Source organism: Marinimicrobium hydrolyticum (assembly GCF_030848505.1).
Lineage (GTDB): Bacteria > Pseudomonadota > Gammaproteobacteria > Pseudomonadales > Cellvibrionaceae > JAVDDU01.
Genome location: NZ_JAVDDU010000006.1, coordinates 186,549 through 209,694, shown reverse-complemented (window position 1 = coordinate 209,694; position 23,146 = coordinate 186,549). Strand labels below are relative to the sequence as shown.

The window sequence follows — 23,146 nt, the reverse complement described above, 5'->3', positions numbered from 1 at the left end:
AGCGCGATAACTGAAATTCAGGCAGCACTACCGTCACCTCTGAGCAAGAGGGGATTACAAGTCATGCATACCCTTCTACGCGACGGAAGGACGACAGAAGAGATCATCGCCCACCTGCTGGCAGAGAACTCTTATTTTATTTCATCCTATCTCGTAACTGTCCAGGTGAAAGTGCTGCTGCTCATCCTCTCGGCGATTTGCTATGGAATAGCTGTGGTTGGCCTGATCGGGCACAAACTCAATCCAGGACAAACAGACCTATTCATGGTTTTGATTACTATTTTATGGCCGATTTGTGGAGCCGGGTTATCGACATTAGCTGCCGTACGATTCGGCCGCAATGCACCTGACGAAACTGTAGCTTCTTCTAGTGCCGTCGAGCAGCCTCAAGGCTAGGGGATCATTGGACTATGGCTCGGAGATAAGATATGGGATTCATTAAGTCACCTCACTTCTCAGAATTGTTTGATGCGGCGCCGATTCTGGATATGGGAGATTTCGCACCGGAAATCATTTATGCCCAGAGCATGTACTCCAGTGAACACCATGTCATGCCAGCAATGGATGAAGCCCTGGTGGTTTTTCAGGACATACCCGCTAAACTTATATATGTACCCGTGGATGTGCTTCAGCAAGCGGTAATGGCTACAGACATCGGAGAAACATTTAGCACGTTCCAAGATTACCACGAATGGTACCTTTCAGCCGGCGATACCCCGCAATATGACGACGAGAATCGATGGCCTTGTATTGCGTCCGGCCAAGAAGACGAGGTAATTCAGGATGGTAATCACCGCATGCACTCCTATATCAAATCAGGCGCGAGAGAAATTCCGATTTTAAATTTCGACGTGGACGCCTGGTGGAAGGCGCACGCATCTTGGTTAGCAGCGAGTCATGGAGTGCGAAGCTCACCTCTAAATGATCTGGTTCTTGATGACCTTGCTGAGGTTCTGGATTCGGAGTATGAGAATATTACCCCTGCCGGATCGTCAATGGGACTCTAAAGGGGTTATGCGAAAGGATGGAATTCGACTTCTGTGCTCTCGAAGCTGGCGTTTCCCCTGATCCCACCAATAGGTCGATTAATTGAAGGACATTGGATTATGAAAAGCAGTAAAGCAGGTTTGCGGTCTATCTATCTTGGAATAATTACTCTCGGCGTTCTCTTGATCGTCGTGAAGTTTGCAGATGATCACTACGGGAAAATTGCAATAGAGCGTGATCCTGGACTTTATATTGACTCACCAGCGTTAATTGCTGATAAGCACACTGCGTTCGTTGAACGGTTAGCCGAAACAGACGACTACTGCTCACTCCTTGAGGAGGATGACTTTAAAGGTCTCGGGTTAGCTCATAGATTGTGCATAGACGACGCTTTGGTTAAGGGGGATATACTACAGGTCAGGAGTCATTTTAGAAGTGCGTTCGCGACCATTTCTCCTATCGAACTCGGACTATTCTTCGATCTTAACGTAGAGGCTATTGATGAAAGTAAAGTGGCGGGCCTTGAGGATGAGCTACAATGCCTCCGCTCCCTGAACGATCAAGCGACACAGGCAGTCGAGTTTCCGATGTCTGGATATCTGCCCGGCATTACTGCCTACAGACTGTCTGTAAATCCGGGGGTTAGATTCGGCGAGGAGTGTGATGTGGTGGATCGCTTGAGTGGCCATGACGCTCACCATAGAGCTAGAGCCTTTACCGCACGCCACAGTTCCGAATCGGAGGCAGGCTACTAGCCTGATTGGAGTATGCGCAAAAGTATTCATGACTACGATTTGGGTACATCGCGAGGCCGAGCAGAGCTAGCGGTGGACAAATTCAATAGGTCCTGCCCCGTGGGAACACGAGTAACGTACCTCAAAGGCGAGATGGAGGGAAAACTGGTGACGACTGTGAAGAAGCCCGGCTATGTCCAAGGAGATGACTTCCCAGTAGTTGTTCTGGATGGAGTAGGAACAGCATCTTTAGAAAAAACAGAAAAACTATAAGGTTAAAGGTTGGATTATGTCTACGACTAAAGTTTCACTGGCTATATATGAATCACTACCCTTCCGGGTAAAGTATCACCAAGAGGAAGGCGAGTCAGTCTGCACTGTCCGTCACATGGGCTTGGCACATGGGATCACATTGCCGGAGATTTCTCGTGATAGGTGATGTGCTGATCCGCAGGCGACTCTTTTGGCCCTGATGTCACTGCTCGGCACGTTCTACTGCATTAGGAAAGTGACTCGTAACGTAAGTTTGTTTGCTGTTCATGTTCACAGGCGTGCTGGGTCACCAGCGAGCGACGAACTCTTGGATGACTAACGGTACGGCTTACTCTTGAGTATTTGGGTTATGAACAACGGCCTGGCCGTGCGATTAGATGAGAAACTACATGTGGAACCATTATGAATAGAACCGTCAACCAAGCCGAAGAGGCTCTTGAGTCAGCCAAGTCTGCCTATACGAGCGAACTGAAACGAGATATCGATCGTGGTGAAGGTAGCGAAGCCCAGGAGCGACGCCGTGAAGAACACCAGCGATCGCTGCGTGATAATGTTGCGCAGTGCGAGCGTGACTTAGAGGTAGCGCGTAAAAACGCGATAAACGAACTTACTGAGGTGCTTGTGCGTAAGATGAAGGGCGATATTAGCCTGCTTCAGGAAGATGCTCTCCAAGCCTCAAAGGAAGGTGATTTTCACGCTTGCAAAAGAGCGTTAGAAATGCAGGCTCGGGAGATCAACAACCTAATCACGCTTGCCAACGATGTATCTCAAGGTAATTAGATACGCGGGCGGATGAAAGCGTCGGTCAGCCTGGTGGCTTTAAAAGGATGCCACGAAGGTTTGCTCCTAAGCTGGCGAAACCTACTATCGAATACGTTTGAGATACATTGTTGGCCAGATTGAGACAGCCATGGATTATATGCACAAAATCGTATCACTCGCAGTCGTCGAGCTTCCGACCAATCATAAGGTGCGCTGTCAGGCGCCCGAATGTTTAAAGCCAATCTGGAAAGCTGTTCATGTTGTACGAATAGAGGGTACGCTCCAAGTACTAGGCTCAAGCTGCTTCAAAAAGCTTAACCATGACCTCCCACCAGGGGTTGGTCTATACACGGGCAGCAGTGTCCGCAAGCTGACCGAGGAGGAGCGCCAGCTGTTAATTGCCAACACCGAGACACTTATCCAAAAGCTTGAGCAGGAGTTTCAGGAGGCCGCAAGCCCACTTCAGGCGGACGTAGTTGAGCGCCAGATTGCCGCCGACATTCAGCCTCCCGTGGCTAAAAGGACTGGAGGGCCTCCCCGGACCGTAAAATGTTTTTACTGCAAGCATCCTATGGTGACAGAGCTCACCCATACTCCCGGCATGGGATTTAAATGCGCGACATGCAAGAAGAACAAGGTGCCGCCACCGCCCCGCCCCGGGACACCCAGGAGGGTACCAACACGTCCTATATCAACTCCAAAGGCGGCCAAGCAGCTTGCCAAAGAAAAAACGGCCGAGGATTACAGAAAGGCTAAAGGGAAGGAGTGATAGTGAGTTGGAGTGGTCCGGCATCGACAATAGAGAACTTGAGGATCGAGGGGAGCGTAAAATGCTGAAAGTCTATGTGACTGGAGTCAGTTGGTGCTGGATGGAGGACGGAGAAATTGTAGAAGTAATTGAAACAGATGACGGACGTTGATCCCAGCACGTATTGGCCTGAACCGGTTGCAACAACGGATCGGGATCCAGTCATCGTCACCAGCGATCTGACCGATGGCGAAAAAGCGCTTCTCTGGAGGCACCTGGTCTCCCATCATCCGGAGCTGGCCCGTACAATCGCCCTGCTCTCTAAGGACGATACCGTCAGCGAACTGGTATCCCTTTTGGACGCGGGGTTCCAATTTGAAGCAAAGGCGGCTCCCCCCTCCCTGCAGAACAAGGCCCGGTGACAGCTGCTTCCCTATCCGCCTCAGAGCTTGCGAATTAATGCCCGCAAGGCGTTGATTTTAAGCTCCACCGAATCGAACAGTACAAACTTCCGATCCTTGAATTCGATATAGGGCCCGGGCAGGCTTATCGCCAACTGATGCCCGCAGTGATGGCAGCGCATATTCCATACGGTAGGGTCACAGCGGTACACGACCGGGTTAAGCCAATGCTCGCCGGCTTCCTCTTGTATTGGGTTCAAGCGCAGCACACCTACCGGACACTTAGGGCAGCGCTGTTCGTAAAACTGTGCCGATACGGCAGTCGATACTCTTTCAATCATCCCCTACTCCCATAAGCCTTACCTGCGGCCCCTACTTGGGTCCGGGCCTTTATCGGGGGCGTCAAACAATTCTCCAACGCCTGAAAGATTCAGAGAGTGTAGGCCCCGCTGCCGGCATGGGACAAGTGCGCCGTCGGATAGGGTCATCATACCCTGTTCAAGCCGCTGCAAGGATACAGGATCCATGCCCTCCTGCTGGGCAATGGCCATGGTGTGTTCGACGACTTCGCACGCCTGCTCAATATTTGAAAGCGCCTGCGTTTCACTCAAACCAAAATAGCCAGCTGAGCGTAACAAGGTGGGTAGAGACGCTGTGGCCGACTCGATATCAAGCGCAATGGCATGCACAGTCCCACCAGCGGCGGGAACTACGTCGTAAGCGGGAGAGAGTCGATAGCGTCGATGGTCCGGCTCGATCAAAAAGCCATGGTTTTTGAGGTGATCGTCTCGATTCCCCAGCACGGCGTTCACCACCATGCGCCGGTACAATTCGTGTCGGTCCGGCTGAGCCGTCGCGGATACCTGGCGCGTAAGATTCGCTAGTGCCGGATAGCCGTAGTCTCTGTAAAATGTGGCGCCCCGTGCTCGGTCAGCGCCCAGCAGCGTGTAGGCGGAGAGAAAGTGTCGTGCTGCGCCCTGCTCTCGGTCAAATCTCTTAGTCATAAAAACATTGTGCCTGCCTATGCGCTCAAGGCGCACTTGCGCCGTATCAATCATACGTCTGGCGGCCGTCATGGCGGCATACTCTGCCACGGGGATATCGAAGATGTCATTGGGGGTTGCGAATTTTGCAATCCACTGCTCACCATTATCGTCGGTGACGAGTGCCTTTGGGCGTGCCCCTGGCAGGCTTGTGCCCGGGGCAAGCAGCTGGCGCATTGGTTCGCTGATAGGTTTGTTGCGCTCCAGAAGATCGATCGCCTCGACCAGCTCGTCCAGGCGGGTTGAGTGGAGCAAGCGGGACAGGCCAGGCTTGGACGTATCGTTTGAAAACGACAACGCTCCTATGCTCGCCTGACCGTTATCGGTAAGGTAATCCAGAGGCGAGTCGGGTTTGTGTCCATGCAGCACTTCGTACAGATACCGACCGTAGTCATCGGGACCGGCGTCCTGAAACGCTAGCGGCATGGCTTCGCAGGCCACCACCTTATCCGACAAGGGTAGCTGCCGAGGATCGATGGAGTAGGCGTCTGGGCGTGAGGCATAGGACTTCCCATAAGCGAAAAAATACCGCTCGGCCCGATCCTCCCGTACATGCTGCACCCGGCCGGCCAGTGTTTTCTCGCCATTAATATCGACAAAGACGTACGCATCACGAACGATCATAGGCGCCTCAAAAATCGCGATCCATTGAAAAGCCCACATCAGTTCGTTTGGGCTGCAGCCGTAGAGACTGACCAAGTGAATCACGCTCCGGTGCGGCCACACCACGCAGGTGATCCAGCAGCCCAAGGGCATCCAGAGCGCCCACGAAGGTGCCAAGCGAAACTCCAGGGTCACCATTGACGATCTTGCGCACCGTGGCGCGCGAGACCCCGATCCTGTCAGCAAAATCCTGGTAGTTTTCCCGTACTTTTATGGCGGCGCCAATATCGGCGCCCAGGCGCTGAAGTTCGGCCCCAGCGGTGGGTGATAGCTCGCGTGCGAGAGTCGATGGTCGCGGCATAGTGCCTCCAGCCTGAATAAAACGATATGGAATGGAACTAATAGTACCCATAATGCGGGTAAATGGAAATAATTAAAGCCAATTAGGTTGGGGGGCTGAAAAACCGTAATTGTCGTATCGACACAGGAACCGATCACAGGTAATGTTGCATGTACGCAACACCATCTTGGGGCGACCCCATTCGCTTAACAACTGGAGTACCATCGAAGTGCAGATCTATTCCCCGGGCCCGGACACCCTCGACAACGTGGGGTCATTGATTGCCAGGAGGCGCAATGAGTTGGATTGCTCAGTTAGTGAGATTGCCGATTTAGCGGGAATCAACCGGACGACGCTGTATCGCCTGGAGGCCGGCAAACTTGGGGATGTGGGGGTGATTAAGCTCGAACGTATCTGGCAGGCACTAGGACTACGGTCGGTGCTCCTGGTTGCGCCGCCGAACCTCGACGGCGCACGCGCAACCGAGGGCTCCCCGAATGGATAAGGCACTTCTGTACGTCCAGGGCTCGGGTGATCTGTCCAATCTCATTCGCCGGCGCCGCAAAGCGTTGTCGCTAAGCCGAGAGGAGCTGGCGGCTTTAGCTGGAGTGAGTCGGGCCATGGTGATACGCCTCGAAGACAACCAGGTGGCTAACCCTGGGCTGGGAAATGTCAGCAGCATACTGAGTACACTAGGCTTATCATTGGAAATCAAAGAGGCCGTGGGCTGGGAGCCCCATCCAATGATCACTGAAAAGGCGCGGCGGCAACGACGCAAAACGACCGCTACCGAAGGCTAAGACCGCAGGTTAAGCCCCCCTGGGGGCGTTCTCAGAGCACCGATAGGAAAACTCTGTATTTTCCAACCCGTCAATTTCCGTTTCCCGCGCCTCCTCGCGCATCTTCCGGACTGTCTGAGCCCCAACCGCCTCGCACGAGGACTGGCTTTCGTAGCGGCCGATGTTAACGTGCATGTCCTCGCCGCCGGCGATGCCTGTCACCGAGATATACAAATAAAATACGGCTGTTTCCAGACTCACATTCGACCTCTGCTACTTGAGATATGGTGAAGTTGCGGTATTATAGCGGATTATTATAGTAGTATCATCTTAACCCGCAGCACCGTGTGTGCTGCCGCCGTGGAGGTAAAATGGCGCGCAAAGCGAATTATCCAATGGGTCGGCTGGGGCGAAAGCTGGAGGCCCTGTTTCGCATGACACGGCCCATGGCCTACGAAGAGTTGGCGCAGAAAAACCGTGTTTACTCGGAGTTGAAAATGGCTGAGCGCCATTTTGTGGATCGAATGGCTCAGCATAACTCGGATTTTGTACAACGCCATCCTGAGCCAAGCAACATGACGGCAAAGATGCGTTGGACGATGCGCCGGGAGGCGTACATCAATAGTGAGGTCGCCCGGGAAATGGAAAACTGGGTAACGAACTACCCGAAGGTTAACGCGCAGATTGCCTAATGAGAAATAACCCACAGAAAAACTGGATAACCCTGTGGATAAAATGGCGTAGGAAAACAATGATCAAAGTTGCCGCAATTGGATGTTTTTTGTTCACCGTCTTAACGGTTGGTAGCGTGAGCGCCGTGGCAGTGATCGCCGAATCGCGCCTACAAGACCCTGTAGAGCGTCCGGCCATCCCCACTCGATTACGCAAACCCTACGTGGTTGCAACTGAGGGAGAAAGTGAACGGTTCGTGGTCGGCTCGGCCGATCAGGGGTTTAGAGAGCTGAAGCATCTTTTCCTCGGCGCGATTTCAGGAGCCGAATCGATCTCAGAGTGCTGCGACAAGATCAACCAGTCCAAAATCAGCCTACACCTGGCCAGCGCCCACTTCATTCGCGTGGGCAATGAAGTGGTGATCATCGAAAAGGTGGACATGGTGTGGCCGCGCGGGTGGCGCAACAAAAAAGGCGCGTACCTGGTGCTGAACGATCGTTTGGCGATAACGCCGAATCCGTCCAGTCGGTCATTTAACCTGCTGGCGGAGTGGGCACGGGAAAGAGGATTCGAATAGTACGGCCACGGAATGGCGCAATCAGGGGGATAATAAAAAAGTAGTACACTCGCATTAACCGCTATTGAGCGGTTTTTTTTTGGATAACTATCGGAGTCACACCATGACTGAGACCGTCGAAAATAACGAAGACCAGAACGAAGCCAAAGCCCCCAGTGATGCGGCGCAGGCACAAGCTGCCTCGGGCAATTCGGGACTGAAAGGCTTTAAAGAAAAAGCGGATCCTTTGGTTGCCAAGGCAAAAACCACCAGCCGCTTTGCGCTTGGTGTCGCGGCGGGCATCAGCCGTCGCCTGGTGTCCGTAGCGAAGGAGGAATACGCCAAACAAAAGCAAAAGGATCAGTCTGCGGCAGCGGTCGAAAGTGAGGCGCCGAAAGAGCGAGAATAAAGGGCCGAACATAAAAAAGCCGCCCGAACGGGGCGGCATGCGCGCTTGGAGTCAACCATTAAAGATGGTTTATGATTGTAGTATCATTGTAACATAGTGCGGGCGCGAAAAGCATCACTTTCCCGCCTCCGGCGCAAGGCATCAATTCGCGCGCATTTCCGCCCACGCCACCATTTCCCGATACCGCTGCGGCGGTGGCCGCTTGGCAATCACCGCTTCGACCGTGATGTTCTCCCGTCCCTCCACGTACGCGGCGGCCGCCTTCTTCCACGCCAGCTCATAGCCATGTTTATCGATGGAAATCTGCGTCACGCGCCCATCGGCCTTGAGCACTCGAATATGAGGCGTGAGCCCCGAGCTGCTGGGCCGCGCCCAGAACGACAGACCGGGAAAGCCCGTGCCGGCGTACGGGTTTTTGGGCCGATCCGGGGGTGAATCCGGCTCCGGCGCCTTTGTCTTGGGGGTTAAGTACCACAGGTACCCGCTGAGGCGGTAGACGCGCGTAACGGGCTCATTGCTGATCCGTTTTCGCTCGGCCCGCTCGCTGATACCTTCTCGGGCAAACGGCGTCACCGTCGGATAGATACCGGGCGTATCCAAGAACAACACCGGGCTGGCCCCATACTGACTGCGCACATACTCTTTTACGTTGCCTACGGTGAACGCGCCGCTATACCGGACCCCGATGTTGGTGCCCTGGCGCATCCGATAGGCCACGGCTTTGCGCTGATCGAGCGATCCCAGGCGAGTGATCTCCGAGGCGATCAGGGATTGCTCCTCGTCGCTGGCGTATTGTTTCCCACTCAGTAGCGCCTGCAGATCGCGCACCACATCGGCCAACGTCCGTTTTTGCGTAGGTGGCGCGCTGTAGAAGTGCCAGCGAAGACGCAGCGCCGTGCCCATCATCAGAGGGATTTTCCGCCCGGTCGCGGCCAGATCCATACGCCCGTGCCCGATCCGCTTCAGGCACTGACGCACATGCCGGGACGCATAGCGGGCATCATCGGTACCGCGCGCCTCGGCTAACTCGGCCCGAATTTGTCCGCGCAGCTGCTCGAACGCCTCCTTCTTCCGATTGAGCACTTGGGCCAGGGTCAGTACCGCTGAGGAGACAGCCGCGGCGCCCACCTGTACCCGCTTAGGGCTCTCGCTCTGGTAATCGCTTTGCCGAATTCGGCTCACCACGCTCTGGCGGGCCTGTGCCGGATCGGTCAGCTCCACCGGCGGCTCATTCTCGTCCTGGTACCAGAAGTAGGCCCAGCCTCCGTGCTGCTCAATACCTTGAGCGAGCGCGAGGGTCGCCGACTCGATGGCGTTTACGGCCGCCTCAACGCGGGGGATGTTCAGGGTCAGTAAGTCACTCATTCTGGCTACCTTGGGTAAGGGTGTGGTGGATATCGCCGTCGAGGGTTTTCAGGCGCCCGATGATCGATCGGAGCGCTTGCTGGGGCGCCTGGTCGGCGAACAGATCGCCCTGCTCCCGCGCCGGTGGTGGCGCGCAGCTCAAAGCCGACTCGAAACGCTTCAGATCCTCTATTAACTCCCCAACCGTGGCACTCCAGTGGCACAGCTGGCGATTGGTCGCGCGGCCGCGACGCGATACGGGTTGATCCATGATTTAACTACCTGTGCGATCCGGCGAATCGACCGCCAGGGCCGGATTGAGCCAAAAGCCTTCAAACTGGGAGAACAATTCGGCCTGAGTTTTGATGTACTGCAGGATAATCTCGCTGGCAATCCAGCGGCGGCCGTGACGCTCGGCCGCCATCCCGGTTTTATTCACGCCGCTGAACAGATCCACCACCAGGTCGCCCTCTCGGGTCAAAAAGCGTATGGCGAACTCCGCCAGCGCGGTGGGGAACATGGCCGGGTGCGCGGGCAGACCTAAGCGCTTGGCGGCGGCACGGGCGCGGAGCGAATCACTGCACCGGTGTCCTTTAATCATGACGTTTTTTGGGATACGCCCGTCGGTGGGGGTATCGAATCCGTTGCCCCGTAGCCGATGCGCCCCATCCCCGTAGTGGGTTACACGGGTATCCCCGCCCTGCTCCAGCAAACGACGGTGCCTGTCCGTGTGCGGTTCCAGGACTCGGCGGTTATCCGAGCGCACCTTGAGCGGATCGTTGGTGAACCAGAACACGGGCTCCCAGCCCACACACAGCTGCTGGCGGTTGACGCACGCCCAGTGCGTCGGGCCGGGGGGCTTGGACAGATTGACCCAGGGCCAGCGGTCCATCAGCGACAAGCCCAATCGATCGTGAAGTGCGAGCACCATACGCTCGATGTACAGCGAGCGGGAGGGTTTTTTGACCTCAAAGATATCGTTACTGACATTGAGCACCACGGAGCCGCCGGGGGCGAGCTGCTTAACGATCGGCTCCAGCGACTGGGTAATAAAATCGACCCACTCGTGCTCAGCCACGTTGCCGTAGCGGCGCTGGATGCGCAGCGGATACGGGGGCGAGGTGACACACAGATGAATGGGCTCGTCCAGGTGCGAGAATACGGCGTTATTGTCCCCCCAAATAGCCACCCCCAGGCGGGTCGAGTAGGCGAGCAAGCACACTCGGCCGGGAGCCTGGTGGAGTCCCTTATCGGTGGGCTCGGCCAGCTCCCACACGCCCCGGCGCCCCTCCACCTTTCTCAGCACCCCCATAGCCTTGAGCGTCTGCTGGTACCAGCGGATTTTGCGTTTTAGCGGACTGCGCTTGGCTTTCGCCCGACCGATTTCGCAGCGTTGGTTGAGCGCATCCGAGGCGAGGCCGGCGGCCTCGGCCACGCTTTGGTAGAGCTGGTCGTTGCTCAGCGGTCCCTGGGCCAGACTGTAGGCGCGCTGGACGTGAAACAGATCAAGTTGATTGGACATGATCGGGGCCAAGCTCCTTTACTGAGGTTTTGGGGACGTACCGAATCCGGCTCACGGCCATATTGGTATCGCCACGATAGCCGTAGACGCGGATTTTAAGCCGCCCGTCGGGCATGGTTTTGAGCACAGCGCACGGCATCGCGTAGTGGCGTTTTGAGAGGCTGTTTAGGCTGTGCGTACACAGCACTTTGTGTGTGATCGTGGGTGCAGCCATCGTTTTCTCCTACCGGTATTTCTGCACATCCTCGCCCGCGAACATCCGCCGAAGCAGTGAATGGGCAATGGCGGTTTCGCCCCAGCGGTTGCGCTCAACGTGCGCCCATTCGGGGGCGGCGCCGGGGTATCTTTTGGGCGGCTTTCCGGCCACCACGCGTATCTTGTTCCGACTATGAACCTCGATGAGCCCCCATTTTTCCGGCAGCTCATCGACTGAGATCAATCCCGCCGGGGCCAAAAAATATCGAAACATTCCAATACCTTTCTCGGGATTGATTCGAAAGCGCTTTTTGCGATCTGACAGAAAATCCGCTCGGGAGATTTTGGCCTCCAGCAAGTAGGTTTCTTCGCCGCACGATTTGGCGCCGAAGCAATCCGGGGACTCCTGGGCGTGTGTGACAAACTCCCGTACGGCCCAACAACACCCGAAGCGGGTTTTTAGCAGGCGCACCCCCAGCGCACAAAGCTCGCGGTGGTTAAGCTCACCCACAGTGGCCTTCGTCCCCGATAATCGATCAACGGTATCGCTAGTCATTGGTTGCCCCAACAGTAATGACGGCCTTGATGGACACGGAGGTGTGAAACACAACGTGATCGCCCAATTCGCACTCATTGCCCTCCCGGTCCACGTTTTCGTAGCTATCGGCCGGCAACAAGCCTTGCCAGCTGTACACCTGGTCCAGATGGAGAATGTCACCGGCGCGCGCCGAGAACTTCGCCGCGTGCTTCACCGCTCACCCCCCGGAGCCGGCTGGCTCATTGTCCAACGCGCCATGATCGACCGCTAGGCTCGGGGTCCGAGGACCGATACAAATCCGCCTCCGCCTCTTCGGCCAGCTGGAGCACCCTTCGAGCCCAATCACCACGCTGCCAGTAGCCTGGTTCCTCGGCGCCCTCAACGCTGACGCGATGGTGGCTGGAGAGGTTGATTGTTTTTACCGCTATGATCAGCTCGCGCACCGCATCGGGCACAGCGGCCTGTCGCTGACGAATTTGCGTCTCTCGCTCCGTCAGCAATTTTTCATACACGCCGAGGCGCACCTCCAGCACCTTATTGATTTCCTCCAGCTCCTGGAGCTGGGCGAGCAGGGATTCGTGCTCCGGATCCGCGCACCGCGTCTGATATTCAATCTCGCCCATGGCGGGCCTCCTCGAAGGGTTGTAATAATACAACGATCTTAACACCATATGACACCACGCGCAAGCCATACGCCACCATACCACCCCACCTGGTCAACCTTTGATTCCCTTCTTAATGCACCCGCGTGCCAAGCACTCGCAGTGCGCCCGGCCCCGGCCGAAGGCCGGGCGCAAGCGCCGCTTCGCGGCGCCGGGATCCGCCACTAAGAAGGTGCCAAGTAATCAGAAGGTGGGGTTGGGGGGTGCCCAAGGGGGATGGAGGGGCGGATGGGGAAACCCCCGGTAGCGTATGGACTGCCGATGGTGTCACAGGGGCCGTTTGGGCCACCGCCCACCCACAACTTTGGCTCAGCGCAAGCGGGGATTTCGGGCGTTTGCCCTAAGTTTCACCCTCGCCCCACTCCACAACCCTCCGTTTCATTCTCCCAATCCGTGTTTAGGGGACAGACACGATATCCCCACCCGACAGATTCCGGATCGGACGGGAAAATCGAAGGTGTTTTATTTCGATAAATAAACCGGTGCGGACCCATTAGGGGCGTCCGTACGCCGGGGCCCAGTGCCCCACAAAACGCATCGTGAACACACGTAAGGAGAAATCGATGAACCGAAGAATAAAGACCCTGTTGCGCTACACCCTGGCGATCACCACGCTGGTGCTGATCACCACCCTACCCGCTTGTCTCTGGCTGGCGCTTACCGCGGCGGCCGTACAGATCGGATTGGCCGCGTGGCCGCTGATCAACCGCTGGCGATCCTGCCGCCATTGGCCCCCGGACGATCGCCGGCGGGCTCGTCGCTCGATCGTACTCAAGGCTTTAGTGTTGGTCGTATCGCGGGCGGTAAGAATGGGGCTTGGCGCTGACTGACCGGTCGGCTCCACGCCCCTGGGTGGCGGGATGTTCAGGAGGGGTTAATACCCGAATCGGTTGAGCAGATACGAGCGCAATATCACGTACTCCAGGAACGTGATCGGTCGATCCTGCTCGACAATGCGCTTCATTGCCGTGCCGTACTGCGTCTGGGCGAGTGTACCGAGCGGTTTTAGCCACTGGGTATCTTCCAAAATGGACGCCTCCATGGGCTGCTCCACGGGCTTGGCCCGCAAAAACAGGCACCCCATCAGCGCGGCGACGGCCACCGGTAGAAAAGAAGGCAAGAAAAACACCAGCACCGCCGCCAGGGCGGCGGCCAACAGCAGCGTTTGCTGCAAGCGCTCGTCATACCCGGTGAACTCTCGGTACCCGTGTTCACACATCACCACCTCAGCCGCCTGATCAAGCTCAGCACTCGCCAGGCGTAGGCTCGACGGCTCAAAGACGCAGTAGGTCAGCAACCCCACCGCCCCGGCCAGCCCCAGCAGACCCGGATAAGGCAGCTGCACCAGCGCCAATGAGTCCGAGGCCACAGCGGCCAAGGCCATGACAGCGCTGACGGCGAACACGCCCGCGGCCGTCACCATGAGGGCCAGTTTACAACGATGCACTTTGAGCGCGTGGACGAACGAAGCGTTCTCCACCGTGTTCGCCTCGGTAGTGGCTTTGTCGGACATAAGATCTACCCCTTCTTTAATACAGTCTAGCGCGCGATCGCGCCTTGTCGCATTTTCCCGAACGCCCATCCGCCGGTTTGGCGCCGTTTACGTGTCCGTATAGGAACACTTTTAGGACGTTGACTTGTTAGGATGGTACTACTATTCTAACCCTGATAGGAAGGGATGATAGTATCATCTTAACCCTACGATGGCCTCCCCTAGGGCTGTCCCGAAAATAAGTGATCCCGAAAATGAATGCAGTCGTAGAGCAGCTAAAACAGTTGCCCCAATTCCGACGCATCGAGCCAAGCGACGCCAAAGCCTGGCTTGAGCATGTAATTCAGCGCGACCCGAAACGGGTGCTCTGGCTCCTGGGCCGGCTCGGCGCCGGCTTCGGGGGCAGCGAGGTCGGCACCCTTGTGCTCGACGCCATGGGGCGCCCCGGTGTGTTTGGCTCCGCCGCTGAGCTGGTCAATGAAAAGCTTATGCGCGTTATGCCCTCGCCAAGTAACCACTACATGCGCAAGGGCATCATCCTCGAAGAAGCGGTCCAGCGCGCCACGCTGCGCTTGTACGGCGGCGAGGTGGATGAGTCCGTTTTGCAAAGCTTTCGCGAGCCGCCCAATGAAGGCTTGTTCGGTCTTGGCGGCAACCCCGACTTTCCCTGGCTGCGCCGGGACGGCGTGCGGGCCCTGGTCGATATCAAAGTGCCGGGGGCCGGAGAGGACAAGCTCACCGGCGAGAACAAGCAGCTGCACTACGGCATCCAGCTGCACGTCTATAACCTGTTGAACACCGCTTACGGCAATGAGCCGTTCGATCGGCTGATGAACATTCACCTTGAGCTGCCCCCGGCCATTACCGACGCGTATATGGAACGGCTGAGCAAGGGCGGCCGGGCCGAGCTGCCCGCCGTGGTCGATGAGATGGTGCAGCTGCTCAAGTACGATCGCCCCGGCATGCGCCTGCACATGAACGAGCACCCCATCAACCCCGAGATCGACTTCAACGGGCAAATGCGCCCGCTCAATGATGTGATCCAGGAAGTGGCCGCCGTGAACTGGCAAGCGGTGCTCGATGGCAATGTGCCGGAGCTCCACCGCCGAGCCGATGTGTCGATGACCGACGAGCAGCGAGAAGCGCTGGCTGAGTGTGAGCGCGAGTTGACCGAGCTGCAGGCCGTCTCCAAAGCCACCGAAGGGCTGATGAGTCAGGTCCAAGAGCGCATGCGCGCGATCACCGATCATCTGACCGAAACCGGCAACCTGCAACAAACCCCCCACCAGAACATTAAGCGCTCCCGGGTACTGAACCAGGACGATGCGTTGCAGCTGCTGCAGCGGTACAACATCGATCCGGAGCCGCTGCGTGCCGAGCGCAAGAGTTTGGGCGTGAACGCCTACGACACCCTCGCCATGGTTGACTACCTCAAAGACAAAGAGGTGGATATAAGCCCCTTTATTCGCCCCGCCGCGCTCGATACCAACCGGGTGATCGAGGCGCTGGAAGATCACGGCGAGAACCCCGCCCGCGTGTTGCGCTACGAGACCTCGGTCAATCTCAGCCGCAAGAAGGTCACCGGGGAGTTGGTCAATCGACTGACCGAGCGCTTCACCCCCGCCATCGCCAGCACCCTACAAACGCACCGAGCCTCCGAGCAGCAAGCCGAGACCGAGCAGCCCAGCGCTGAAAAAGACGAGGCACAAGCCCGCTCTACAGCCCCCGCATTAACCCGATAGGATTTCGACAATGGATGAGCTACTGAAACAATTCTCCAGCCGCGCACCGCAGAGCAAGCGCATCGCACTGCAGGTGGTTAACTACATTCTGCCCCAACAAGGCGCGGAAACTGAGCACAACGCTCGCGTGATCGGCATCGATACCAAGAGCGGCCAAATGATTGAAGTCTCCTTGCGGCCCACGGAAGGTGAGCGACCCTCTTTGGCGCAGTTCCAAAACGACAGTGCCAGCCGCACGCCGGTAACCACCCTGCCCGGCGGCAGCTTAATTGTTGAAGGCGCCTACACAACGGATCAACTAAAGCCGCTGTCCGGACAGGACTACCCCGTCTACAGCGCCCGGTGGCTGGTGCGCGCGGCGCAAGATGAAAGTCACGGCCGCGCCGGCGTGTTCACCGCCCGCGTCAATGCACCGCGCCTTAGCCCCACCAACCCGACCCGGGGACCGTACCAAACGGTAACCCTGCTTCGCGATGACGCGCCAAGAAGCATCACCACCTTGGAACAGCTCGATGAGCAGTTGCTAAACGCACTCGATCCACAGCTACACGCCAATGACACTCTTTCCTTTCCGGGCTCACTCGGCGCCGTCGTTCGCCTGGAGTCCCCAAATGGGGCCAGCGCAATCCTGGAGCTGCACGGCGGGTTCTATCTTCCGAGAGATGCCCAGCACAAGGTGGCGAAGAGTCGCGTTATGGTTGCCGAGGATCTGGCCAACAACACGGGCTGGCAAAATAAGCGTGAAACCGTCAAGCAAGCCGCCAAGGCCGGTTATGGCATCACGCTTCTGGAGGCGCGCACTGTCATGATTGGCCCCAAGGCCATGAAGAGCAGAAACATTCAGCCGCTTATAAACGACGACAAAGAACACCTCTTTACCAGTTACACCCTGGGTCTGCGGCATCGCGAAGACGGTTCGGTGTTCGTCGTCGCCGCCAAGCCCGAAGGCTTTGAGCGTGTGCCCAGTCGCACGGGTTTACCCAGTCCTGAAGAGCGTGCGAAAAGCCAAATCAATGAATCGCGCGACCAAGGAAGCGCCGAGAATTCTCAGCCCGCGTCACAGCAAAAGCCCGCCGCTTCGGCAACACCAACCTCAACCCGTCGCCCCGCCCCGGCTCAAAAAGCCCAGGCGAGCGAATCCGCATCCAAGTCCACCATCCGCCGCAACGAGCAAGGCGCACTGGAGGTGATCGGTCGTAGCGCTGCGCACAGCGCCGCGTTCCAGGACATTGCCCAGAAGGTAAACGGGCGCTTTGACCCGGACACGAATGTGCTGAGCATCAACGAAAACGCCCTGCCCACGACGATGCAGAAAATGAAGGAAGCGCAGATCTCTTACGACATCGATCTGAGCGCTCCAGTCGCGCCACAGAGCGCCCCGAGCGAGCCGAACGCCCAAACTCAGCCCAATGTGCCGGATGTCGAACAAGCGCACCCGCAAGAGCAACAAGCCCCCGCTGAGCCGAACAACGAGTCGCCACCCATGGACCTATCTGAACTCGATCTGAGCGGTATCGACCTCGATAGCACACTGGCCCAGGCCTACAACGAGTCCACCCAGAAAGGCCCACAACGCTAACAACGGAGGCTGTCATGCCCTTGCCCACTGATCATCTGAGTCTGAGCGAACGCATCCACCTGGCCGATCAGCCAGAGCTGTTCGAGCATCCCGACGCGGCCGAGCTGGCCGAGGCGCTGGCGGCGGATCCAGATCCGGGCGTGCGCACCACGTTGGCGTTAAACGCAAACTTGTATCGGCTGGACAATGCCGAAGCGCTGGTTGAGAAACTGAGCCAGGACGACCATATCTGGGTTGCCAATGGCATGGCGGAGAACCCCTGCCTGCACCGATTCAACGGCCCCGCTCAGCGCCTGGCGGCGCATCCGGATTATTTTGTGCGCAAGGGTTTGGCGCAGAACCCGAACCTGCATCTGCTTGAGGACTCGATCGAGATCAGCGATTCGCTCAGCCGCGATAGCGATGTGTGGGTACGTGAGTGCGCGGCCAAGAACCCCGCCACCTTGCTCACTCCCAACGCCGATCAGGTAGCCGATCGGCTCAGCCGAGACCGCAGCCCCAAGGTCTGTGAAAAGCTCGCCGGGCAAGCGAATTTGTATGAAGTGCCCGGGGCGGACGCGATCGCCCGACGCTTGTGTGCGCATCGATCGGTACCGGTGCGCAAAGCCTTGGCCAGAAGCCGCACGCTGCCCTTGTTCGACCAAGCGCACGAACTGGCTGACTCGCTCACCCGTGACCCGAACGCCGATGTGCGCGTACTGATAGCGGCCAATCGCAACCTCCACCTGCTCAAAAATGCCGGCTTGCTCAGCGAGCGCTTGATGAATGATCCGGACCCGCATGTGGTTGAAGCCTTGGTGCGCAATGACGCCCTGCTGGCCATCACCCCGGAGGCGGCCGCGCCTGAGCGCGGCGAAACCCTCGCGCAGTATGAGCTTGGCAAGATTGGCGAGGACGTTGTGCATAACCGCGACGGCGCTGGCGCCACGAAGCCTCCCAAAGGACCGAACAGGTAAGCGCTATGAATGCAGCTGATTGGACAGGGCCAATTACAAAGACCGTCGGTACCGGCACAGTGCCGCAGTACCGAGGCGTTCCCGTTAATGCGCTGGACGATAACTCTACCCCTTGGTTGAGAGTCGTCTCCGATGCGGCCCAAGCCCTAACTCGCACGCAACAAACCGTCACGCTAAAGGGGATTTATGACCACTTGAGCGCCCCTGAAAATATGGGCGAAGCGATGAGCCGAGTCCCTGCGAGTGATTACTACGAAGCGCTCAGCCACTTGAATACGATCGTCGCCGCGCATGAAAACCCACACTCGGCCGCACTTTCAGAGCAACAACAAGTTGCGATCGGTGTAAAACGTCGTCGGGCGGATATGGTAGCCCGGGTTAACAAAATTCAAGCCAGCCTGGAGCATGACACCCCCATACGTCTTGCCAACAGTTTCGATGAAATGCCCATTGAAGTGCAGATGGATGCACTGGAAAAAGCGATCCCCATCACGGCCGTAAAAGGGTGTTATGTCGGCGGCGAGGTTTACATCAACCTGGCCGCGATCACGACCCCGGAAGAGCTTGAGCAAACCATCAACGAAGAGCTGTACCAGCACTTTGGTTTTCACACGATGTACGGGCTTGAGAACCGTGCCAATATGGGCGAGCTGTATCGGGCCATTGGGGGTGATGAAGGTTTTGAGCGGCTGTGTCGCGAGCACAACGTAGACTTGTCGGGTTACCAGCGCGCTTTGGGGGCGCTGGATCAAAAAGATCGAGAATCTATTCTCGCCGAAGAGTTGTTAGCCCACTTAGGGGCAACCGAGTCGCCCAAGGTCCACAACCGTGTGCAAGTGCTCTACGGTGGTCTGCGCCAGTGGTGGCGAGAGAACGGGTTTACTCGCCTTCCGCGTTACAACAATGCCGATATCGCCAACTTGTTGCACAAAGCCAACAAGGCGGCACGCCAAGGCCCAGTACAAAAAGCCGAAACGGCGGATCAGATAATTCGCCGTATGGCGGACGCCAAAGTTGTCGATATTGATACAGACCTCGCGACCAGCAGTGCGGTCGCGACCGCTTGGAGTCTGATTGCTTCCGATGACCGTCATTTCAAATTAGGACGCTCGGAGCACAAAGAGTTTGAGGATATCGCCGCGGAGTTGCTGAATCTGCCCGAGCGGCTGGAATTAGGCGATATCACCCCGATTGAAATTGCGCCAGAGGAGCAATCCGAAGCGCAGTTTAGCCCGCAAAAGCAATGGCATGTAGAACTGCACACCCGTCGTGGAGAGGTGCCCATCACCGTCTCCCAGCGTAATAACGCCGTCTGGATAGACGTGCTTAAACTCGAAGAGGGTGAACTCGGGCAAACCGTTTACAATGCGGTTGCCGCGTACGCGCACAACAACGGCCTCAAGTTTATCGGCGACCCTACCGGTCTGAGTGATATCGCCGTACATCGGCGGCTTGAGAACATGATCTCCAGTGCCTTGAAGTTCGGCACCACGGCCCATCTAGCCCCTCATCCACGTCAGCTTGAAGGCTCAGAGGCCGTTCCAGGGCTTGACTGGCGTGAAGGGGAGCATGAGCACAACCTGAACGAGATGATTAAGGCCAGCTATTTAGCCACTCTCGCTCAAGTACCGCACATTAGCGATATGGTCTACAATCCCGAAAGGGACCAATTTATTAATGAGGAAACCGGCTATGTCTACACAGGGCAAGACTTTTACGATATCGCCACGGCCGCCCGGCGAGACTATGGACGATCTATTGCGCAGAGCCCGGAATCATCCGGAGAAAGCGAACTGGGACGAAGAATTACAGTTGGCCGAACAACGCTTGAAAGAGCGGTTCTCACACAAACCGTCCTACGCGCAAAAGGCGAAGAAAGATCCGAATTATTGGCGCAACTTGGCCATGGCCGGACCCAACGCCTAAACGGTATACTCTACAGCCTGTCCGCCGATCCAGAGGATTGGGGACAGCCTTCCCCACCCCCACAAATCCCACGCGAATGGGCGTTCCCCTTACAACAAAGCGTTAACCCCCTTCTTGGAGGCACGGCCGACACAACGGCCACCTCACAACTGACCCCAGAAAACACTACCGCATTCACACCCGTTGGGCGTGCTCAACGCGTGCTGCTCGATCGAGCCGAATCGCTGTCCAAACAATCGAATGAATTGGGTCAAGATCGCCGGCGCCGGATGCGCTCAGCCGAGTTTAACGATCGGGCGGGCTTTCTGGCCCCACTTGGCGGTCGGTTCATTCGCCCCAATGTTAATGCCATACAGTCCCAGGTCGCGACGCTTCGCAACGCGGCACGAGCTTATCGGCTCGCCGCACACACACTCACAGAGCACGCTTTCGATGAGTGGCGGCCGCTTATTGAGAAAGACGATCAAGCCGGTATCGAGGCTTGGTTCGAGCGAGCGCTGGGGGTGGAGCTCCCCCATGGTGCCCAGGCAGTAACCACTGTGCGCCAGGCGTTGGAAGCGGCTGAAGCGCCAGCGCCGGTCGCCGCCAATGAGTTGGACGCCTCAACCCCGGCGGCGGTGGACCCTTCGGAATCGCCAGCGCCTCAATATGAAACTCTGGAAGAGGAAGTTTTGGGTCACATTCAGGCGGTCAATGAGGCGTATGAAGCCGATGACCTTGATCGCGCTGAAGAGCTGGATGTGAAACTCGAAGAGTTGCTGGAGCGCATTGAAACGGGCTTGCAGGAGTACGAAGAAACCCTGGAGCTCGATGAGAGCGACAATGACAGCAATTTCGATCACGCCCAGCTCGACGAGTTACTGGCGACTCTGTACTTGCACCAGTACGTCGATCCAAGCCAAAACACTCGGTATACCCCCCAATTTGACGATGAGGCGCAGTTTGTAGACGCGCTTCGCGACACCATCGATCAGTACGGTAGCGCTGGCGTACACGAGCCCTTTTCCGACGAGCAAGTAATTGACATGGCCCGCGATGCCTACGAAAGCAAGGCGCAGCGGCTGGATTTTTTGCGTGACCGGCTCTACCAAAGCGCGCTTCGCAGTGAACAAGCCACACTGCGTGTACCTGATCCAAAACAGCCCCGCCCCCGTCCGCCCATGTGGGTAGACGAAACACTCAGCGAAGAGGGCGCGCTGTTTCAGTTCGCCGGGCGCCGGGCGGTGACCGCCAACCAGGTGGCGCTCGCAGCGGCTATGCAGTTTACGAACGAAGGGCACGACAGCGAAGCCGTTCGCCAAAAAACCGGTTGGTTTAAAGGCCAGGATGATAAGTGGCGGTTTGAAATCAGCGATGACCAAGCGCGTCTGAAAACCGATCAATTGCGTCTTGTTAGCCGAGATTCGCACGGGTTCGCTGGCCGCCTCGCGGATATATTGGATCACCCGGAGCTGTTCGCGGCCTACCCCGATTTAGCCAACGCCTTAGTCGATGTTCGAGTGGACCCGAATGAGCTGCCCGCAGGCGCTTCTTTTGATCCCGGCACGACACGCAACTACGATCAACTCGGTGACTTCGAGGCTCAAGGCAGGACCGCCGAGGAAGCCACAACGACCTTGCTGCACGAAATCCAACACGCCATTCAATACCGCGAACAGTTTAGCCGTGGCTCGAACGCTAAGTGGATGCACCATGCTTACTTCCAGGCGCTCGAAGAGCGATCCGCAGCGCTCAATAAGCGCCTAATCCACGTTGAGCAGATGTCCGAGGCCTCCGATCGTTACGAAAAAGAGGCGCAGCTGATTCGGCGCGAACTCGGCCATATTGATACGGCTTTTACCCAAAGAGATGACCCTGCCGTAAAAGACTTTGTTAAAGCTCTGTACTTCGACGTGTATGGCGAACGAGAAGCACGCTTGACCGAGCAACGACTGAATATGACCGAACAGCAGCGCTTGGAAACGGCGCCGGAAATGCCCGCCAGGTTTCGCTCGAAGTTGGTGATTCAACCAGACGACGGACATCAGGAACTTGCGGCAAAAATGGCCATGAGTCCCGTGGCCAGCGTAACTCTTTTACCCGGTCAGTCGCTGCTTCGACTCACCCAGGCGGCCGATCGGAGCAGTTTTTTGCACGAAGGGGCGCACCTGTTTTTGGACATGGAGATTAAAACCTCCCGCGATCGCACCCCGGATCGCCTGCAGCGCCAGATCTGTGAGTACCTTGAAGTGGACAATCTTCAGCAAGTCGAACGTGCAGAGCATGAAAAATTTGCGCGCGGTTTTGAGCTGTACATGCGCGAAGTTGAAAACGGTCGCAATACCCCGCAAGGGATGCACGGCGTGTTCAATACCGTTAAGGGCTGGCTGCGAAACACGTACGCGGCGGCGGAAGATCTCGGTGAGCCGCTATCGCCGGCGGCCAAGGAAATGTACGCCGAGCTTCTGGCCGGTTACGAGCAGGCCGACCCCAACAACCTTTATCAGGCCGAGAGACACGAGCGGCTGATCGCCATGCAATTGCATAAAACCGGGCTTTACCGCCCCGGCGAAGCCTACACCAACGCCAAGCTCGTCACCGCCTACGCACTGGCCAAGGCCGAGCGTGACCCTGAATACCCCACCGTGGACCGGGTGTTTGATCGGATGAATCTGCGCATTGAGCGCGCCACCGATGAGCAGATGGCGAGCGATGTGCATTTTGACTGGGACAGCTTTGATCTGCGGGCAATGACCCGCCGAGCCATGGCCACCGATCCCGGCGCCTCTCGCCCGCACGACCCGGATCTGAACAACTACGATTTGAGCCGTGAGGCTCGCCAGCATTCCGCCCAATACCAACAGCAGCCGACTGAGCACAGTCCTGCAATGGTTCGCTAATTGG

The 23,146-nt window shown here is 57.2% G+C and carries 28 protein-coding genes; 16 read left to right on the top strand and 12 right to left on the bottom strand.

Going from position 1 to position 23,146, the window contains the following annotated elements; translation table 11 throughout:
- The 6 genes from RBH33_RS12685 to RBH33_RS12660 form a co-directional block, all read left to right on the top strand.
- On the top strand, positions 1-396 hold a 396-nt coding region (locus RBH33_RS12685), incomplete at its 5' end, for a hypothetical protein (RefSeq protein WP_306732576.1).
- A gap of 32 nt (positions 397-428) precedes the next feature.
- Positions 429-1,007 (top strand): hypothetical protein, encoded by a 579-nt coding sequence (locus tag RBH33_RS12680; protein ID WP_306732575.1) that lies wholly within the window; start codon positions 429-431, stop codon positions 1,005-1,007.
- A gap of 99 nt (positions 1,008-1,106) precedes the next feature.
- The gene (locus RBH33_RS12675; RefSeq protein WP_306732574.1) at positions 1,107-1,742 is read left to right on the top strand and encodes a hypothetical protein; all 636 of its coding nucleotides are present in this window, start codon (positions 1,107-1,109) and stop codon (positions 1,740-1,742) included.
- A 654-nt stretch (positions 1,743-2,396) separates the two neighbouring features.
- Positions 2,397-2,774, top strand: coding sequence for a hypothetical protein (locus RBH33_RS12670; RefSeq protein ID WP_306732573.1), 378 nt, complete (start codon positions 2,397-2,399; stop codon positions 2,772-2,774).
- A 130-nt stretch (positions 2,775-2,904) separates the two neighbouring features.
- On the top strand, positions 2,905-3,525 hold the full coding sequence (locus tag RBH33_RS12665; protein ID WP_306732572.1) for a hypothetical protein: 621 nt from the start codon (positions 2,905-2,907) through the stop codon (positions 3,523-3,525).
- 137 nt (positions 3,526-3,662) lie between these two features.
- On the top strand, positions 3,663-3,926 hold the full coding sequence (locus RBH33_RS12660; RefSeq protein ID WP_306732571.1) for a hypothetical protein: 264 nt from the start codon (positions 3,663-3,665) through the stop codon (positions 3,924-3,926).
- A gap of 20 nt (positions 3,927-3,946) precedes the next feature.
- On the opposite strand, the gene RBH33_RS12655 is transcribed toward RBH33_RS12660, so the two are convergent.
- Genes RBH33_RS12655 through RBH33_RS12645 form a run of 3 tightly spaced genes read right to left on the bottom strand, consistent with a single transcriptional unit; the run spans position 3,947 to position 5,912 of the window.
- Positions 3,947-4,246 (bottom strand): hypothetical protein, encoded by a 300-nt coding sequence (locus RBH33_RS12655; RefSeq protein ID WP_306732570.1) that lies wholly within the window; start codon positions 4,244-4,246, stop codon positions 3,947-3,949.
- A gap of 18 nt (positions 4,247-4,264) precedes the next feature.
- A complete protein-coding gene (locus RBH33_RS12650; RefSeq protein ID WP_306732569.1) occupies positions 4,265-5,572 on the bottom strand; it encodes a type II toxin-antitoxin system HipA family toxin in 1,308 nt (435 codons plus the stop codon).
- A gap of 7 nt (positions 5,573-5,579) precedes the next feature.
- Entirely contained in the window at positions 5,580-5,912 is a 333-nt protein-coding gene (locus RBH33_RS12645) for a helix-turn-helix domain-containing protein (RefSeq protein ID WP_306732568.1), read from the bottom strand.
- A gap of 142 nt (positions 5,913-6,054) precedes the next feature.
- Between RBH33_RS12645 and RBH33_RS12640 the strand changes: the two genes are divergently transcribed.
- Both RBH33_RS12640 and RBH33_RS12635 read left to right on the top strand, forming a co-directional pair.
- Positions 6,055-6,396: a helix-turn-helix domain-containing protein gene (locus RBH33_RS12640; RefSeq protein WP_306732567.1), complete on the top strand. Its 342-nt coding sequence runs from the start codon at positions 6,055-6,057 to the stop codon at positions 6,394-6,396.
- A complete protein-coding gene (locus RBH33_RS12635) occupies positions 6,389-6,691 on the top strand; it encodes a helix-turn-helix domain-containing protein (RefSeq protein WP_306732566.1) in 303 nt (100 codons plus the stop codon). Before RBH33_RS12640 ends, RBH33_RS12635 begins: the two co-directional genes overlap by 8 nt.
- A gap of 9 nt (positions 6,692-6,700) precedes the next feature.
- On the opposite strand, the gene RBH33_RS12630 is transcribed toward RBH33_RS12635, so the two are convergent.
- Positions 6,701-6,931, bottom strand: coding sequence for a hypothetical protein (locus RBH33_RS12630; protein ID WP_306732565.1), 231 nt, complete (start codon positions 6,929-6,931; stop codon positions 6,701-6,703).
- A gap of 110 nt (positions 6,932-7,041) precedes the next feature.
- Between RBH33_RS12630 and RBH33_RS12625 the strand changes: the two genes are divergently transcribed.
- The 3 genes from RBH33_RS12625 (at position 7,042) to RBH33_RS12615 (ending at position 8,307) form a co-directional block, all read left to right on the top strand.
- Complete coding sequence (locus RBH33_RS12625; RefSeq protein WP_306732564.1) at positions 7,042-7,362, top strand: hypothetical protein; 321 nt, start codon at positions 7,042-7,044, stop codon at positions 7,360-7,362.
- 59 nt (positions 7,363-7,421) lie between these two features.
- Positions 7,422-7,919 carry a hypothetical protein gene (locus tag RBH33_RS12620; RefSeq protein ID WP_306732563.1) on the top strand — a complete coding sequence of 166 codons (498 nt, stop codon included), beginning with the start codon at positions 7,422-7,424 and terminating at the stop codon, positions 7,917-7,919.
- Between the two features lie 103 nt (positions 7,920-8,022).
- Positions 8,023-8,307: a hypothetical protein gene (locus tag RBH33_RS12615; protein ID WP_306732562.1), complete on the top strand. Its 285-nt coding sequence runs from the start codon at positions 8,023-8,025 to the stop codon at positions 8,305-8,307.
- A 141-nt stretch (positions 8,308-8,448) separates the two neighbouring features.
- Here the strand turns inward: RBH33_RS12615 and RBH33_RS12610 are convergent, their stop codons facing one another.
- The 7 genes from RBH33_RS12610 to RBH33_RS12580 are packed head-to-tail and all read right to left on the bottom strand — an operon-like array spanning position 8,449 to position 12,529.
- Positions 8,449-9,672 (bottom strand): hypothetical protein, encoded by a 1,224-nt coding sequence (locus RBH33_RS12610; RefSeq protein WP_306732561.1) that lies wholly within the window; start codon positions 9,670-9,672, stop codon positions 8,449-8,451.
- Positions 9,665-9,922 carry a hypothetical protein gene (locus RBH33_RS12605; protein ID WP_306732560.1) on the bottom strand — a complete coding sequence of 86 codons (258 nt, stop codon included), beginning with the start codon at positions 9,920-9,922 and terminating at the stop codon, positions 9,665-9,667. Before RBH33_RS12605 ends, RBH33_RS12610 begins: the two co-directional genes overlap by 8 nt.
- Before the next feature lie 3 nt (positions 9,923-9,925).
- The gene (locus RBH33_RS12600; protein WP_306732559.1) at positions 9,926-11,173 is read right to left on the bottom strand and encodes a DNA-methyltransferase; all 1,248 of its coding nucleotides are present in this window, start codon (positions 11,171-11,173) and stop codon (positions 9,926-9,928) included.
- Entirely contained in the window at positions 11,157-11,387 is a 231-nt protein-coding gene (locus RBH33_RS12595) for a hypothetical protein (protein WP_306732558.1), read from the bottom strand. The genes RBH33_RS12600 and RBH33_RS12595 overlap by 17 nt, the downstream gene beginning before the upstream one ends.
- A gap of 9 nt (positions 11,388-11,396) precedes the next feature.
- Positions 11,397-11,924, bottom strand: coding sequence for a hypothetical protein (locus tag RBH33_RS12590; RefSeq protein ID WP_306732557.1), 528 nt, complete (start codon positions 11,922-11,924; stop codon positions 11,397-11,399).
- On the bottom strand, positions 11,917-12,120 hold the full coding sequence (locus RBH33_RS12585) for a hypothetical protein (protein ID WP_306732556.1): 204 nt from the start codon (positions 12,118-12,120) through the stop codon (positions 11,917-11,919). Before RBH33_RS12585 ends, RBH33_RS12590 begins: the two co-directional genes overlap by 8 nt.
- 25 nt (positions 12,121-12,145) lie before the next feature.
- Entirely contained in the window at positions 12,146-12,529 is a 384-nt protein-coding gene (locus tag RBH33_RS12580; protein ID WP_306732555.1) for a hypothetical protein, read from the bottom strand.
- Between the two features lie 602 nt (positions 12,530-13,131).
- Between RBH33_RS12580 and RBH33_RS12575 the strand changes: the two genes are divergently transcribed.
- Entirely contained in the window at positions 13,132-13,398 is a 267-nt protein-coding gene (locus RBH33_RS12575; protein ID WP_306732554.1) for a hypothetical protein, read from the top strand.
- 44 nt (positions 13,399-13,442) lie between these two features.
- On the opposite strand, the gene RBH33_RS12570 is transcribed toward RBH33_RS12575, so the two are convergent.
- Complete coding sequence (locus RBH33_RS12570) at positions 13,443-14,081, bottom strand: hypothetical protein (RefSeq protein WP_306732553.1); 639 nt, start codon at positions 14,079-14,081, stop codon at positions 13,443-13,445.
- Positions 14,082-14,314: 233 nt separating this feature from the next.
- Here RBH33_RS12570 and RBH33_RS12565 point away from each other — a divergent pair, with 233 nt between their 5' ends.
- Genes RBH33_RS12565 through RBH33_RS12550 form a run of 4 tightly spaced genes read left to right on the top strand, consistent with a single transcriptional unit; the run spans position 14,315 to position 23,142 of the window.
- The gene (locus RBH33_RS12565; protein WP_306732552.1) at positions 14,315-15,802 is read left to right on the top strand and encodes a hypothetical protein; all 1,488 of its coding nucleotides are present in this window, start codon (positions 14,315-14,317) and stop codon (positions 15,800-15,802) included.
- 10 nt (positions 15,803-15,812) lie between these two features.
- A complete protein-coding gene (locus RBH33_RS12560; RefSeq protein WP_306732551.1) occupies positions 15,813-17,381 on the top strand; it encodes a hypothetical protein in 1,569 nt (522 codons plus the stop codon).
- Between the two features lie 14 nt (positions 17,382-17,395).
- Entirely contained in the window at positions 17,396-18,337 is a 942-nt protein-coding gene (locus RBH33_RS12555; RefSeq protein ID WP_306732550.1) for a hypothetical protein, read from the top strand.
- A 5-nt stretch (positions 18,338-18,342) separates the two neighbouring features.
- Positions 18,343-23,142, top strand: coding sequence for an LPD23 domain-containing protein (locus tag RBH33_RS12550; protein WP_306732549.1), 4,800 nt, complete (start codon positions 18,343-18,345; stop codon positions 23,140-23,142).
- The last annotated feature ends 4 nt before the right edge of the window (positions 23,143-23,146 follow it).